The following is a 13,722-nucleotide window of genomic DNA, read 5'->3' as shown; positions in this document are numbered from 1 at the left end:
CATTCTTCGCTGGGATACCTGACTCCGGTGAAGTATAGAATAAATACCCTAAAAAAAACTGTCTAAAAAACTGTTGACAATCCATGAAAACCTGATAGACACAAGAGAATCCTTATAAAGTAAGGCTTTTTAAGAGACTAAAAAGGCCAAAAAAATAGTGCATCTGATAGGAATCGAACCTACGGTTAATTAAGAAAAAATGTAGTAAAATCAATAGTTTGGAGGTAGGCAATAATCAATTTGACCCATTATTGACCCATTATCCATAATTTGGAAATCTAAATAAGTCTATATGCTGGTATGAAAAATATGAGTATGTGGGCTTATTTTAGTGCCTTAAATTCTAACGTAAACAAATCCCCCTACCCACCAGTAAACCGTCTATATGGACATTCTGGTGACCACCGGGGGCATTACAACAGCACTAATACATGACACTAGCAAACAACAATTTAATGAAAATTGAGATTCCGGTAATGGCCGGAGGTTTCAGCAGATATCGGCACCACCGATAACAATTTTATAAAAATCAAGGAGGAAATTAAAGTGAGCAAAGAAAAACATGACCATGGATTTACAATCTGGAGAGCAATAGAACGGGTTTGGAGAAGGGAGGATAATGCTTACACCAAGAAGTCAATTGAAAATATTCTGAAAATGTATGCAGAAGAATGTCTCAAAGCATTAATGGAGGGTGAAAAGGTCAGCATTAAGGGAGTAGGTACAATTCGTCCTACTATCGTTAGAACTTCACATTGTGGACTTGGCACGATGAAGGACAAGGAAGGTGAGCTTCGTACATTTGTAAGGTTGCATTTCCACACAAATGATTTATTTAAAAAGAGTTTGAAAGAAAGATTAAATAAGAATATGGAAAAAGGGATTCATGGATTGAAAGGAGAAGACGAATGTTTGGAACAGTAACAAAGTATTTTGAAGACAAGGGATTTGGGTTTATTCGTGGAGAGAATGGACAGCAGTATTTTATCCATTGGTCAAAATTAAACGGGGAATATGTTGAAAGTGGCTATCTGGTAAATTTCGATGTGTATTCAACAGATAGAAGTGATTATAATGCCATGAATATATCTGTGATTGAAGCCGCAGAAAGGAAATATAAGAATGGCAAAAAGAATAAGTAATATGAACCAATTGACTGCTGCACTCATGCCAACGATGGAAAGTATGGTTGGTGTGATGGCCGATAGAGTCTATGAGACGTTGAATTATTATTTACAATCCTATTACGATGCCTATGATCCATTATCGTACAGAAGGTCATATGATTTTTTGCGATCAGCGGTAAAAGTTGAGCCTAAGAGAGTAGGAAATAAGGTGGTAGCGTCTGTATACATTGATTATGACTCCATGGATAATTATTACAATGCTACAGGATTTGAAGTTGTTACATGGGCAAGTCAGGGATTGCATGGTGGTTTAGATGTAGGAAATAGTACTCCCCGTGTTTGGGACGAGACAATAGAAAATACCGTTGAGAATGGGGAATTGTTGAAACTGGCAATTGAATATCTGAAGAGTAAAGGCTTTTCGGTAAGAGCATAGGAGGATTTACATAATGGAATTAAGTAACAGAGTAGCAGTTATCAGCAACGAAAATATGAATGGATTGAATCAGTTATATGGAAACATGACACATGATGATCTGGAGCGAATTGTAAATAAGCATATTGCAGTTGCCATTGATGAGATAATGGAAGATAACAACTGCTGCCATTAAGAATTTATAAGTATTTGTATTTCCTAGTTGCCGGGAAGTAAAAGAAAGGCAATGCCACGATTCAAGAATATTTCTAATTTTCTATGTGCAATCCACGCCCCCCTGATCGGTGGTCGTCGATATATCCGCACAACTATTCCATGTGATAAAGACACGAAAAGTAAAAAATAGAATATTGGATTTATAAAGTTCAGGATAATGTATTCTGGGCTTATTTGCTATGGGACTGAATTAACGAGAAATGGCGGTTTCTAGTGTGGTGAGTAATGGAGAATTGCTTATAGAATAAGAGTTTATTCATTGGGACCATATAGAGAGCTTTATTTTACAAGGGTTTCGGTTAAAATATATCTCAAAATAAGGCGTTCTTGGGATCACCCCCTGTATATAGAAGCCATAATGTTAAACCATGCCCCCTATAGCAATTTTCTTGAATTTCTGGTTAATAAAAAGGAGGTTCAATGAATGACAATAGAATTAGTAGTAAGCAGAATAATGAGGTTTCTCATAACCTAGAAACTAAGATATGCAATAAATGTGGGAGAGCATTACCAACAAACAGCTTTAGACTTATGGACAATAAGGTATCTGCTCCATATTACCTGGGGCAATGTAAAGAGTGTGAATATAAGTCTCAAAGAAAATATATTGAAAGCAAGCAACAGATTAAAATTAATGATAATGTAGAAATATTGATACATAGAAAATACAAGGAGATTAAGCCAGAAAGAATACTGGATTTATCAGCAACTAAAATACTTCCTCTTGGTACAGATGAGCAGTTTGTTAAATTGATGGATTATAAAGATTACTGGATATCTAATTATGGGAGAATGATTCGTCGCGTCAACGGACAAACCGTCTTGCTTACAGGTAGTTATGATAAATATGGGGTATTAAGATATACTGCGACAAAGAATAATTTTTATAATGGAAAATGGAATGATAAGAGTGAAAATATATATGCTCCTAAAGTGGTGGTAGAAACATTTATTGTAAATTCTGATATAGAAAATAACATCTATATTTGGCATGGTGGATTTAATAAAGAAGACAACTATTTCAGAAATCTATATCCTCTAAATCAGGAGCAGTATAGAATTGTTAAGCAGAACTTTATGAAAAATGGAGATGATTCAGAAGCCTTTATTGTAAATGTAATGAATGATATAAGGTATAAACCTGACAATTGGAGCAAGCCAGAACAAACACCGACTATGTGTGGAGTTGGATACTGGGGGAGTGATGATGTGGATTGTAAGTCAGAGTCTTACATAAAATGGCATGACATGATGAATCGTTGTTATAATGACAAATTCCATGAGAGGCAGCCACAATATAAGGGTCATGCTGTTGGTGAAGAATGGCATAACTATTGTAATTTTAAGATATGGTATGAGAAGAATAAATATGGAATTGAATCTTTAGATCTTGATAAGGATATTTTATTTAAGGGAAACACTATTTATAGTTCTGAAACTTGTTGCCTTGTACCTCATTTTATCAATACTCTATTTTTAAGTTGCAAGAAGAATCGGGGAGATTTACCCCTTGGTGTTCATAGGGATAAAGAGAGTGGTAAATATCGTGCAGAGTTAAATTGTTTTGGAAAAGTAATTAAGCTTGGTACATTCAATGATTCCGTTGCCGCTTTTGAAAAATATAAAGAATACAAAGAAAAATTTATAAAGGATATGGCTGAAAGAAGTAAAGATAAAATACCATATAAGGTTTATCGTGCTATGATGGAATGGAAGATTGAAATTGATGATTAAATAATATGTTAAAAGACTGAGGTATTTTAGAGAATTTTGTAGTGGTTTTCCATATTGTAGAAGTTCTATGTAAGATCAATGAGCAAATTTTGGCACTCAAAGTGTATAATTTTGGAACAAGTATTGCTATGCTTTATGGTTGCTGTTACGCTATACCTTCTAAGAGATAAATAAATATATCTATTTATTTTTGTATTAAGAAGGTGATTAAAACTAAATAAAATGATAGACAACGTTGCAATGTAACTAAAAACTATAATATGGAGGAAGCATATGAAGAAAAGAAACTATAAGAAATACACAGCCCTTTTACTTGCAGCATTAATGACTTTAAATACAGGTATTACAGCTTTTGCTCAAAATCATTCTGTAAATACAAATAGCCAAAGTGTATCAAAAACTTCTGGAAGCGTTATTGTAACAGAAGATGGAGTGACAATTAATGGTGTGTATTATACAAAAAGTCAGTTTGAAAAATTACTTAATCAGGCGGTTGAAGTAAGCGGTTCAAGCAATGGAATTGTACAACCACAGATGGCAATGGCGGCGGGAGCATATTTTATTCCTGGGGTAGGAGAGGTTTTGATTGCCGCAACAGGAGTTATAATTGTAGCTGGTGTAACGATAGCAGCAGGATCATGGTTATATAATACTATTACTGATTGGCTCAGTGATTCTGATGCACGTGCAATTGCCAAGATAAAAGGTAAAATTCCTTCAAGGTTAAGAGATGATAATGGCGATGTGGATTTAGGAAAGTTTGACCAAAAGGTTAGTGGAAAAACTACTTATAAAGAAAAAGGTGGTTGGTCGATTGATAAAGACACTTCAGGACACGGGCAGAGTAAGTGGAAACTGAAAGATAAACAAGGTAAAAGAGTTGCCTCATTAGGAGAAAATGGTGAGGTATTAAGAGATTAAAGAGGTTTAATTTTATGTTTGAGGTAATTGAAAATCTTCAAGATTTAGATGAATATTATTATATTGATTTTATTCCATATGAAACATCGGACGTGCATTTTTTGGAATTGGAGGAATATTTCGAAACCTCTTATCTTCCGCTATATGCAGAAAAAATATCCCGTATTGCGTTGAAGTTGATTTATTTCTACCTATGCGAGATTTATCTAACTGAATCTCCAATACCTGTTGATCTGGAACATGAGATTTCTTTTAACGTAAATATTAGAAACAGTTCTCCTGATAAATTGGCGTATATAATAAAGAAAATTGTATCAATGGACTTTTCTTCGGTACAGATTCTCTTTTCTGAACCTCAGTTTCTTATGAGTATTAATGGTGGATTTTTAGTTAGTTTTTATCAACTGACTGATGAAGTTCTGCAAATATTACAGAAACTAGTCTCACAAGAGGGATTATTTTTGAAATTTAGAAACTCTACTGGTGAAAGAATCTTAATGTAATATGAAACAATGCTATTATCAGTAATCACTTCTATAGGGTATATTGGATAGAAATATCTAGTATACCCTATTTTTTTTATTTTGTGGGTATGGTATGATTGATTATACTAAATACAAAACACAAGGGGAATTAAAATGATAGATTTGAAAAAGTTATCAAAAGGAGTATTAGTTGAAAGATTATCAAATTATATTAAACAGTTAAATGAATTAGAAAATTCAATTTCTGAATATATGCAAAATAATAATGGAGATTCTCACTCGATCAGCGAAAAATATAAAAAGTTAAAGCAAGACATAAACGAGGAATATAAGTATCTTTCTAAGTCTTCGAACGAGTGTATGGACGATATATCTGTCGTGCATAATTGCTATAAAGCAGGAGTAATGGAAGCTAGTGCAAAGGGGTTTACATCACGATCCAATAGTAAAATAGATCAAAGTTTATTTAACTCTGTTGCTGACGCACTATATTATTTAGAATATTATTTACCTAAGTCAGAACTTGAATAATAAACTTTATACTGGGAAAGAAAAGGAGTGTCTAACATGGCATTAATACACTCTTTTGAAGCAGATACAAGACTATAACAAGCGTAAAAAGATTGAGACTCATTATGTTGCATGTACGGTAGATGGAGGATATGTATCAGAACGTAATATACTCAGAACATATAAAAGTGTTCTTGGTACAGTGGGAGCAGAAGATTACACAATCCATGCGCTTAGACACACATTTGCTTCAAGACTGTTAAAGAGAGGGATAGAGATTAGTGTTGTCAGCAAACTCTTAGGACACGCCGATATTAACACCACATACAGTACATATATTCACGTTCTAAATGATCAGATGACCGATGTAATGTCCAGTATCTGCAAGGTTTAAAAGGGAAGATTTTGACCACTTATCTGACCACTAATGACCACTTATCTTTCAGTAAAAAACAGCAAAAACCAGTAGAAATCAGTAAAAGTTAGGAATTGGGAAAATTAGCGAAAAGCTGATAAGCGCGAGAGAATCCTTATAAAGTAAGGCTTTTTAAGAGACTAAAAAAGCCAAAAAAATAGTGCATCTGATAGGAATCGAACCTACGCACACGGCTCCGGAGGCCATTGCTCTATCCACTGAGCTACAGATGCATCTTTTACATTCTACTATAAGTTCCTGTAATGCGCAAGAGTATTTGTTGATTTTTATCGTTTTTTTTGTTAAAATGAGGAAGAGATTCATTCTCCAGGAGGTCACGCCTAAATGAAACACTTATTGGAAAAATGGAAAAATGGTTCAAAAGAAGAGATGATGAAATATTTAAAATTTCTTGCAATTCCGCTGGTTGCAATTGTACTTATGGTTGTTGTGGTAGTAATGGACCGACCGGTTGAGAACAAAGAAGAAGCGAAGTCCCAGACGGGAAAGCAGGAGAGTGGAACAGAAAAAGAGGAATCAAAAGAGGTTACGTTAGAAAAAGAGGCTGTACCGGAGATTCATGAATTAATGGAGTCTTATTTTAAGGCAAGAAAGACCTGTGATCTGGAACTGCTTTCCAAGGTTTACGGAGGGCTTGTTTCTGAGGAAGAGTTAAAAAAGCAGGGCGACAGATTGGAAGAAGAGGTTAAGTTCTATCAGGATTATGAGAATCTGGAATGTTATACAGCTCCTGGTGTATCTGATGGAGATTATGTTGTCTACGCCAGGTTTGATGTTAAGTTCCGCCAGGCAGAAACACCTGCCCCGAGCCTGACCGCCAGTTATGTCAGGAAAGGAACCGATGGAACCTATTATCTGGTTGCTGATGCTGACAAAGAACAGTCCGCACTGATTGATCAGGTGAATCATTCCAGACAAGTTCAGAAGATGACAAAAGAAGTCAATGAAAGCCTTGGAAAGGTCTTAGAATCCGATGAGAATCTTTTGGCAGTATATCATATGCTGAAAGATAAGAAGGAAGAGCCTGAGGAAAGTTCCAAAGAAGAATCGGAAGCTGCCACAGAAACTGGCAGCCAGCCAAACAATATGTAAACCAGATGCTTCTCTGCGTGGCACCGTGCAGAGGGGCATTTTTGGCAAAGGAGAAAATAGTTATGGATGTTAAAGATTTTAATTTTGATTTGCCCCAGGAACTGATTGCCCAGGACCCTCTGCTTGATCGTTCTGCTTCCAGACTGCTGGTGATGGATAAACATACAGGAGAGATAGAGCACAGACATTTCAGAGACATACTTTCGTATCTCCGCAAGGGAGACTGTCTGGTCATTAATGATACGAAAGTAATTCCAGCCAGACTTTTTGGCGTCAAAGAGGGAACAGAGGCGAAGGTTGAGATCCTTTTATTAAAACGGAAGGAACATGATATCTGGGAGGTGCTTGTTAAACCGGGAAAAAAGGCAAAGCCTGGAACTGTCATTTCATTTGGTGATGGTTTGTTAAAGGGAACCGTGGTTGATGTCGTGGAAGAGGGGAACCGGCTGATCCAGTTTTCCTATGAAGGAATATTTGAGGAGATACTGGACCGTTTGGGACAGATGCCTTTACCTCCTTATATTACACATCAGCTTCAGGACAAGAACCGTTACCAGACCGTTTATGCAAAACACGAAGGTTCTGCTGCCGCACCAACTGCAGGACTTCATTTCACCAAGGAGCTGTTAGAAGAAATCAAGACCATGGGAGTGACCATTGCAAAAGTCACACTTCATGTTGGGCTTGGAACCTTCCGCCCGGTGAAAGTTGACACCATTGAAAATCACCATATGCACTCAGAATTCTATGTAGTAGAGGAAGAAGAAGCAAAAAAAGTCAACGACACGAAGAAAAACGGAGGCAGAATTATCTGCGTGGGAACCACAAGCTGCAGAACCGTTGAGTCTGCATCCACGGAAGAGGGAGTTTTAAAAGCAGGGACTGGCTGGACGGAGATATTTATTTATCCTGGTTACCGTTTTAAAACATTGGATTGCCTGATTACCAATTTCCATTTGCCGGAATCCACGCTTGTTATGCTGGTCTCAGCACTTGCAGGACGGGAGCATGTGCTCCATGCCTATGAAGAGGCGATCAGGGAGCGTTACCGTTTCTTCAGCTTTGGAGATGCCATGTTTCTGACTGATCTTCATGAAGAAATAAATGATGGGAGGCCTGTGCAGTGAAAACAGCGGGGGATTTGAGACAATTTCTTAATTCCGTTGATGGAAAAGGATATCCGGCATACAAGGGGTCAAAGGGAGAATATGCTTTTTCTGACTATGTGCTTTCCATTGATCATGTTCAGGGAGATCCCTTTGCAGCACCTTCTAAGATCAGTCTGCATATAGATGGGAAAAAGGCGGGATTTCCTGTTGCGTTTTATGATCAGGAATATAAAAAAACCGCTCTTTGTGATGCCCTGTTAAGAAAGTTTGGAGAGAAACTCAATCCCTGTTCTTTTAAAGCAAAAGGCTCTGGCAAAAGCGGTCTTTTGTCAATCAGTCATCCCGGACAGGAAGTTCTGGATAGAACCGCCTGTAGAATTGATTCCAAAAACGGGAACGTGATATTTCGCCTGGAGGTGGGATTTCCTGCCAATGGCAGGTCTATCCGCTCTGGAGAGTTAATCAGGATTTTATTTGAGTTTATTCCCTCCTGTGCGGCGGGAGTTTCATTTTATAGCTCCTATCCTTCACAGGAAAAACAGAGAATGTCAGAGGTGATAGAACTTGCTGAAGATCAGAATTCTTTGCGGAGCCAGCTTATAGAGAAGGGACTTGCAGCCTTTGTTGCCAACGGAGCCATATTGCCAAGACAATCCGGAGTCTCAGAAAAACCCATGAAACATGCAGTCCCATTTCAGTCTCCGGAATCCATGGAGGTGGAAATCGTACTTCCAAACAGGGGAGTGATCAAGGGAATGGGAATAAAAACAGGAATTACCCTGATTGTGGGCGGTGGTTATCATGGAAAATCCACGCTTTTAGAAGCACTGGAAAGGGGAGTGTATAATCACGTTGGCGGAGATGGCAGAGAATTTGTTGTTACAGATGATTCGGCGGTGAAACTGCGTGCAGAAGATGGAAGAAGTGTGAAACAGGTAAATATTTCTCCGTTTATTAATAATCTTCCTGATCGTCGGGACACGGTCCGCTTTTCCACAGAGGATGCCAGTGGGAGCACTTCCCAGGCAGCGGGTGTTATGGAGGCAATGGAAAGTGGAACAAGGGTTCTGCTGGTGGACGAGGATACCAGTGCAACTAATTTTATGGTTCGTGACCGTCTGATGCAGATGGTGGTGAGCAGGAGCCACGAACCAATTATTCCATTTATTGAACGGGTCAGAAGTTTATATGAAAAAAAGGGTATTTCCACCATTCTTGTGGCGGGAAGTTCTGGTGCTTATTTTCATGCAGCCGATCACGTCATTCAGATGGATTCCTATGTGCCAAAGGAAATCACTGCATTTGCCAAAGAAAAGGCGAACGATTATGGAGAAGAGATTTTGTCTCTTGATCTGCCAGAAATCACATTTCACAGGGTTCCTACTTCTCTTGGAATCAAGAGAGAGGAAAAAAGAACGAAAACAAAAGTACTTGGAAAAGACAGTTTAAAGATTGATCATGAGGTTGTAGATTTACGCTATGTGGAACAGATCGTTGACGCGGAGCAGATCGCTGCTTTGGGATTTTTGCTTCCATATGCAGAGGAACATCTGATTGACCAAAAGAGAACGCTGGTGCAGGTTGTGGATGCGCTGGAGGAAATGCTGCATACAAAAGGAATTGATTTCCCCGGGGAAAAGGGATATATACCTGTTAATCTGGCGCTTCCCAGAAGACAGGAGATTTTTGCAGCATTTAACCGGTGCAGAAGCCTGTCTTTTTAAGCGGATAGGAGCATGGAATGGAAGAAGGGCTCAGTAAGCATTAGACAAAGGAGGAAGATGATTGAATACGGTATTATTGCAATATGCAGTAGAAGTGGAAAAGACAGGTTCCATCACTCAGGCGGCAGCCAACCTTTATATGGATCAGCCTAATCTGAGTAAAGCCATCAAAAGTCTGGAAGAAAGTCTTGGTGCTCCCATATTTCGTCGGACGCCCAAAGGGGTTGTTCCTACGGAGCGGGGAAGTGTGTTTCTGGAATATGCCAGAAACGTACTGGTTCAGATTGAGGAGATGGAACGGCTATACAAACCGGAGCAGCCGGCAAATATCACATTTTCTCTGTCCATGCCAAGAGCAAGCTATATCAGTCTTGCCTGTGCCAGATTCATCCAGTCTCTTCATGCAGAAGAGTCCATGACTGTCTGGCTGAGAGAAACCAATACTTCCGGCACCTTAAGCGATGTGGATACCGGAGAATATCGTTTAGGTATTATCAGATACCAGTTTTCTTCAGAGTCTTATTACCATCAGGTGATAACTGCAAAAGGTATGGTTTTAGAACCATTGTTTGATTATTCTTTAAGACTTTTATTGTCGAGAGAGCATCCCCTGGCGCAAAAGGCGGAGATACAGCCAGAGGATCTTTTTCCTTATACAGAGATTACCCTTGGTGATGGTGTATCCAGCTACAAAGGGAATTTAGAAAGAGAGAGACTAGCGGCTGGGTCTTTAAAGCGTATCTTTGTTTTTGAGCGTGGAAGCCAGTTTGATCTGCTGTGTGAAAACCCGGATACTTATATGTGGGTCTCTCCCATGCCCGAACATTTGCTGAAACGATACTGTCTGGTGGAACGCCAGTGCAGGAAAGAGACCAGAGATTACCGGGATTCCCTGATCTGTAAAAAAGGCTGTTCTTATACCCGTCAGGAAAAAGATTTTCTGAAAGAACTGGAATTGTGCAGCTCCCAGTTTCGACAAGAATGTTAAATATATATCAATAATTATATACTGATATATAGCTTTTTACCTTTGCATTTTCTGTTGGGCTGGACTACAATAAAAAGGTAGTGAGAACTGGAAATTCATAAGGAGGGTTATAATATGGCTAGATTTACATTACCGAGAGACTTGTATCACGGAAAGGGAGCCTTGGAGGAACTTAAGAATTTAAAGGGACATAAGGCAATCGTGGTAGTTGGCGGCGGTTCGATGAAACGATTTGGATTTCTTGACAGAGTTGTGGCTTATTTAAAAGAAGCCGGATTAGAAGTGAAATTATTTGAAGGGGTAGAACCAGACCCCAGTGTAGATACTGTAATGAAAGGCGCAGAGATCATGCGTGAATTTGAACCGGACTGGATCGTTGCAATCGGCGGTGGATCTCCCATTGATGCGGCAAAGGCAATGTGGGCATTTTATGAGTATCCGGATGTTACGTTTGATGATTTATGCGTTCCGTTTAATTTCCCGTCTTTAAGAACAAAAGCAAAATTCTGCGCAATTCCGTCTACTTCCGGAACAGCTACCGAAGTAACGGCATTCAGCGTTATTACAGATTATAAAAAAGGAATTAAATATCCTCTTGCTGATTTTAATATCACACCGGATGTTGCAATCGTTGATCCTGATCTTGCAGAAACCATGCCTCAGAAGCTGACCGCATATACCGGAATGGATGCGCTGACTCATGCGATAGAAGCATATGTGTCCACTCTGCATTGTGATTTTACTGATCCTTTAGCACTTCATGCAATTAAGATGATACATAATGATCTGATTTCATCCTATGGCGGTGATATGGATGCCCGTGCCCGCATGCACAATGCACAGTGTCTTGCAGGAATGGCATTTTCCAATGCGCTGTTAGGAATCGTTCATTCCATGGCACATAAAACAGGTGCGGCTTATTCCGGCGGACATATTGTACATGGATGTGCCAATGCCATGTATCTGCCGAAGGTAATCCGGTTCAATGCAAAGAATCAGGAAGCAGAAAAACGTTATGGTGAGATTGCCCGTTTTATGGGCTTAAAAGGCGATAGCGATAAGGACCTGGTTGATGCACTGATTGCAGAGATTCGCTCTATGAATGAAAAACTGAGTATTCCTTTCAGCATTAAAGAATACGATGGCGGAATCATTGATGAAGCAGAGTTTAAGGAAAAATTAGCTTCCGTAGCAGAACTTGCGGTTGGTGATGCCTGTACTGGCTCCAATCCAAGGTCCATTACGCCGGCTGAGATGGAAAAACTGCTTTCCTGCTGTTACTATGACACAGAAGTAGATTTTTAAATTACAAGAAGATAAATGAGAGAATAATTACAGGCGCAGGACCTTAAGGTTCTGCGCCTGTGGTGTGTAAAAAAGCAGTTTGACAGCAAAAATCATCTGTGATATGGTAATCTGGAAAATGAAATTCGAAAGGCAGAATATGAAAAAAGGAAAGAAAATGCTTTTTATTGCCGGGCTTGCAGCCATATTGCTTTCTGGTTGTCAAAGAAAGATTGAACCGATTACCAAGTCCGGTTTTATGCTCAATACATTTGTTACAGTGACAATCTATGATAAGGATGATCCTGAGATACTGGATGATTGCCTGGACTTATGCCGTTCTTATGAAAATATGTTAAGCAGGACATTAAAAGAGAGTGAAGTATATCAGATAAATAACAGACCTGCCAATCAGCAGACGGTTACAGTTTCTGATGATGTGAGAAATCTTATATCCATGTCCCAACATTATTCTGAACTGTCAGATGGCGGTTTTGACATTACCATAGAACCTTTGTCTTCTCTCTGGAATTTTACTTCTCAAAAACCTGTGGTTCCTCCAGATCATGAGATTCAGAAAGCTGCTGCAAAAGTGGATTACCGGAATCTGAAACTGGAGGGAAATACCCTTACTTTTTTATCACCGGATACTGCCATTGACTTTGGAGCCGTTGCAAAGGGGTATATTGCAGACCGCTTAAAAGAATATCTTGTTAAAGAGGGAGTAAAAAGTGCAGTCATTAATCTGGGGGGCAATGTACTTTGTGTTGGAGAAAAGCCTGATGGGGAACCATTTAAAATAGGTCTTCAAAAACCTTTTGCAGACCGGAATGAGACAATTGAGACGTTCCAGATTAAGGATTTATCTGTGGTGTCTTCTGGTGTTTATGAAAGACATTTTATAAAGGATGGAACCAACTACCATCATCTTTTAAATCCGGCGGATGGATATCCATTTCAAAATGGGCTGGTATCTGTGACCATTCTGTCAAAGGAATCCACAGATGGAGATGGACTGACCACAGCCTGTTTTTCCCTTGGACTGGAAAAAGGGCTTCAACTGGCCAACTCCTTAGATGATATTTATGGAATCTTTATTACGGATGATTATGAAGTCTATTATTCGGATGGGGCAAAGCAGTTTCTCGAAGCAGGACATTAGATTTTCTTTACAATTTTCCATCCCTATAATACAATAGAAGAAATGCGATTTTACAGGAGAAAAGAAATGTTAAAAAAAATATGGGACAAGTTCACCAGCCGTGAGGTAATCTCCTATCTGGTATTTGGAGTTATGACTACAGTGGTGAACTGGATTGTCTATGCGATCATGGTGAGAGCCGGCGTAGACTACCGGGTTGCAACGGCAGCGGCATGGGTGGTGTCGGTTGTATTTGCCTATGTTGTCAATAAGATTTTTGTATTTCAAAGCTATGACCTGCATCCTGCTTTTATTTTCAAAGAGATGGTTTCATTTACTGCATGCAGAGCAGCGTCAGGCGTCATGGAAATGGTTCTAATGGTGATAATGGTTTCCTGGCTCAATATGGATGAATATGTAAGTAAAGTACTGGTATCCATAGTTGTTGTTGTTGTGAACTATGTATTCAGCAAACTTTTCATATTCCGTAAGAGTGAGGAAAAACCCCTGTAAAGAGAG

At 38.9% G+C, this 13,722-nt stretch carries 16 protein-coding genes and 1 tRNA gene; 16 read left to right on the top strand and 1 reads right to left on the bottom strand.

Going from position 1 to position 13,722, the window contains the following annotated elements; all coding sequences use genetic code 11:
• The first annotated feature begins 546 nt into the window (after positions 1 to 546).
• The 9 genes from FAY33_RS09380 to FAY33_RS09345 all read left to right on the top strand — a co-directional run bounded on the left by FAY33_RS09380 (position 547) and on the right by FAY33_RS09345 (position 5,823).
• A complete protein-coding gene (locus tag FAY33_RS09380) occupies positions 547 to 924 on the top strand; it encodes an HU family DNA-binding protein (RefSeq protein WP_185967561.1) in 378 nt (125 codons plus the stop codon).
• Positions 909 to 1,142, top strand: coding sequence for a cold shock domain-containing protein (locus FAY33_RS09375; RefSeq protein WP_143320959.1), 234 nt, complete (start codon positions 909 to 911; stop codon positions 1,140 to 1,142). Before FAY33_RS09380 ends, FAY33_RS09375 begins: the two co-directional genes overlap by 16 nt.
• Position 1,143: 1 nt before the next feature.
• Complete coding sequence (locus FAY33_RS09370) at positions 1,144 to 1,563, top strand: hypothetical protein (RefSeq protein ID WP_243126666.1); 420 nt, start codon at positions 1,144 to 1,146, stop codon at positions 1,561 to 1,563.
• Positions 1,564 to 1,576: 13 nt separating this feature from the next.
• Complete coding sequence (locus FAY33_RS19370; protein WP_185967560.1) at positions 1,577 to 1,738, top strand: hypothetical protein; 162 nt, start codon at positions 1,577 to 1,579, stop codon at positions 1,736 to 1,738.
• A 461-nt stretch (positions 1,739 to 2,199) separates the two neighbouring features.
• Positions 2,200 to 3,513, top strand: coding sequence for a hypothetical protein (locus tag FAY33_RS09365; RefSeq protein WP_143320957.1), 1,314 nt, complete (start codon positions 2,200 to 2,202; stop codon positions 3,511 to 3,513).
• 273 nt (positions 3,514 to 3,786) lie between these two features.
• Entirely contained in the window at positions 3,787 to 4,434 is a 648-nt protein-coding gene (locus FAY33_RS09360) for a hypothetical protein (protein ID WP_143320956.1), read from the top strand.
• Positions 4,435 to 4,448: 14 nt separating this feature from the next.
• Positions 4,449 to 4,937, top strand: coding sequence for a hypothetical protein (locus FAY33_RS09355; RefSeq protein ID WP_143320955.1), 489 nt, complete (start codon positions 4,449 to 4,451; stop codon positions 4,935 to 4,937).
• Between the two features lie 135 nt (positions 4,938 to 5,072).
• Entirely contained in the window at positions 5,073 to 5,450 is a 378-nt protein-coding gene (locus FAY33_RS09350) for a hypothetical protein (protein ID WP_143320954.1), read from the top strand.
• A gap of 55 nt (positions 5,451 to 5,505) precedes the next feature.
• On the top strand, positions 5,506 to 5,823 hold the full coding sequence (locus tag FAY33_RS09345) for a tyrosine-type recombinase/integrase (RefSeq protein ID WP_143320953.1): 318 nt from the start codon (positions 5,506 to 5,508) through the stop codon (positions 5,821 to 5,823).
• 182 nt (positions 5,824 to 6,005) lie between these two features.
• Here FAY33_RS09345 and FAY33_RS09340 read toward each other — a convergent pair.
• Positions 6,006 to 6,077, bottom strand: a tRNA-Arg gene (locus FAY33_RS09340).
• A 112-nt stretch (positions 6,078 to 6,189) separates the two neighbouring features.
• On the opposite strand from FAY33_RS09340, the gene FAY33_RS09335 reads away from it, so the two are divergent.
• The 7 genes from FAY33_RS09335 to FAY33_RS09305 all read left to right on the top strand — a co-directional run bounded on the left by FAY33_RS09335 (position 6,190) and on the right by FAY33_RS09305 (position 13,716).
• Positions 6,190 to 6,957, top strand: coding sequence for a hypothetical protein (locus FAY33_RS09335; protein WP_143320952.1), 768 nt, complete (start codon positions 6,190 to 6,192; stop codon positions 6,955 to 6,957).
• A 62-nt stretch (positions 6,958 to 7,019) separates the two neighbouring features.
• Positions 7,020 to 8,084 (top strand): tRNA preQ1(34) S-adenosylmethionine ribosyltransferase-isomerase QueA, encoded by a 1,065-nt coding sequence (queA, locus tag FAY33_RS09330; RefSeq protein WP_143320951.1) that lies wholly within the window; start codon positions 7,020 to 7,022, stop codon positions 8,082 to 8,084.
• A complete protein-coding gene (locus FAY33_RS09325) occupies positions 8,081 to 9,790 on the top strand; it encodes an ABC-ATPase domain-containing protein (RefSeq protein ID WP_143320950.1) in 1,710 nt (569 codons plus the stop codon). Before queA ends, FAY33_RS09325 begins: the two co-directional genes overlap by 4 nt.
• Before the next feature lie 61 nt (positions 9,791 to 9,851).
• Positions 9,852 to 10,778, top strand: coding sequence for a LysR family transcriptional regulator (locus FAY33_RS09320; RefSeq protein WP_143320949.1), 927 nt, complete (start codon positions 9,852 to 9,854; stop codon positions 10,776 to 10,778).
• A 114-nt stretch (positions 10,779 to 10,892) separates the two neighbouring features.
• Positions 10,893 to 12,083: an iron-containing alcohol dehydrogenase gene (locus FAY33_RS09315; RefSeq protein WP_143320948.1), complete on the top strand. Its 1,191-nt coding sequence runs from the start codon at positions 10,893 to 10,895 to the stop codon at positions 12,081 to 12,083.
• Between the two features lie 139 nt (positions 12,084 to 12,222).
• Complete coding sequence (locus FAY33_RS09310) at positions 12,223 to 13,224, top strand: FAD:protein FMN transferase (protein ID WP_143320947.1); 1,002 nt, start codon at positions 12,223 to 12,225, stop codon at positions 13,222 to 13,224.
• Between the two features lie 66 nt (positions 13,225 to 13,290).
• The gene (locus FAY33_RS09305) at positions 13,291 to 13,716 is read left to right on the top strand and encodes a GtrA family protein (RefSeq protein WP_143320946.1); all 426 of its coding nucleotides are present in this window, start codon (positions 13,291 to 13,293) and stop codon (positions 13,714 to 13,716) included.
• Positions 13,717 to 13,722 lie beyond the last annotated feature (6 nt).

The organism is Clostridium sp. HBUAS56010 (assembly GCF_007115105.1).
Taxonomy (GTDB): Bacteria; Bacillota; Clostridia; order Lachnospirales; family Lachnospiraceae; genus Lacrimispora.
The sequence above is the reverse complement of the archived record's forward strand: the minus strand, read 5'-3'. Positions and strand labels throughout refer to the sequence as shown.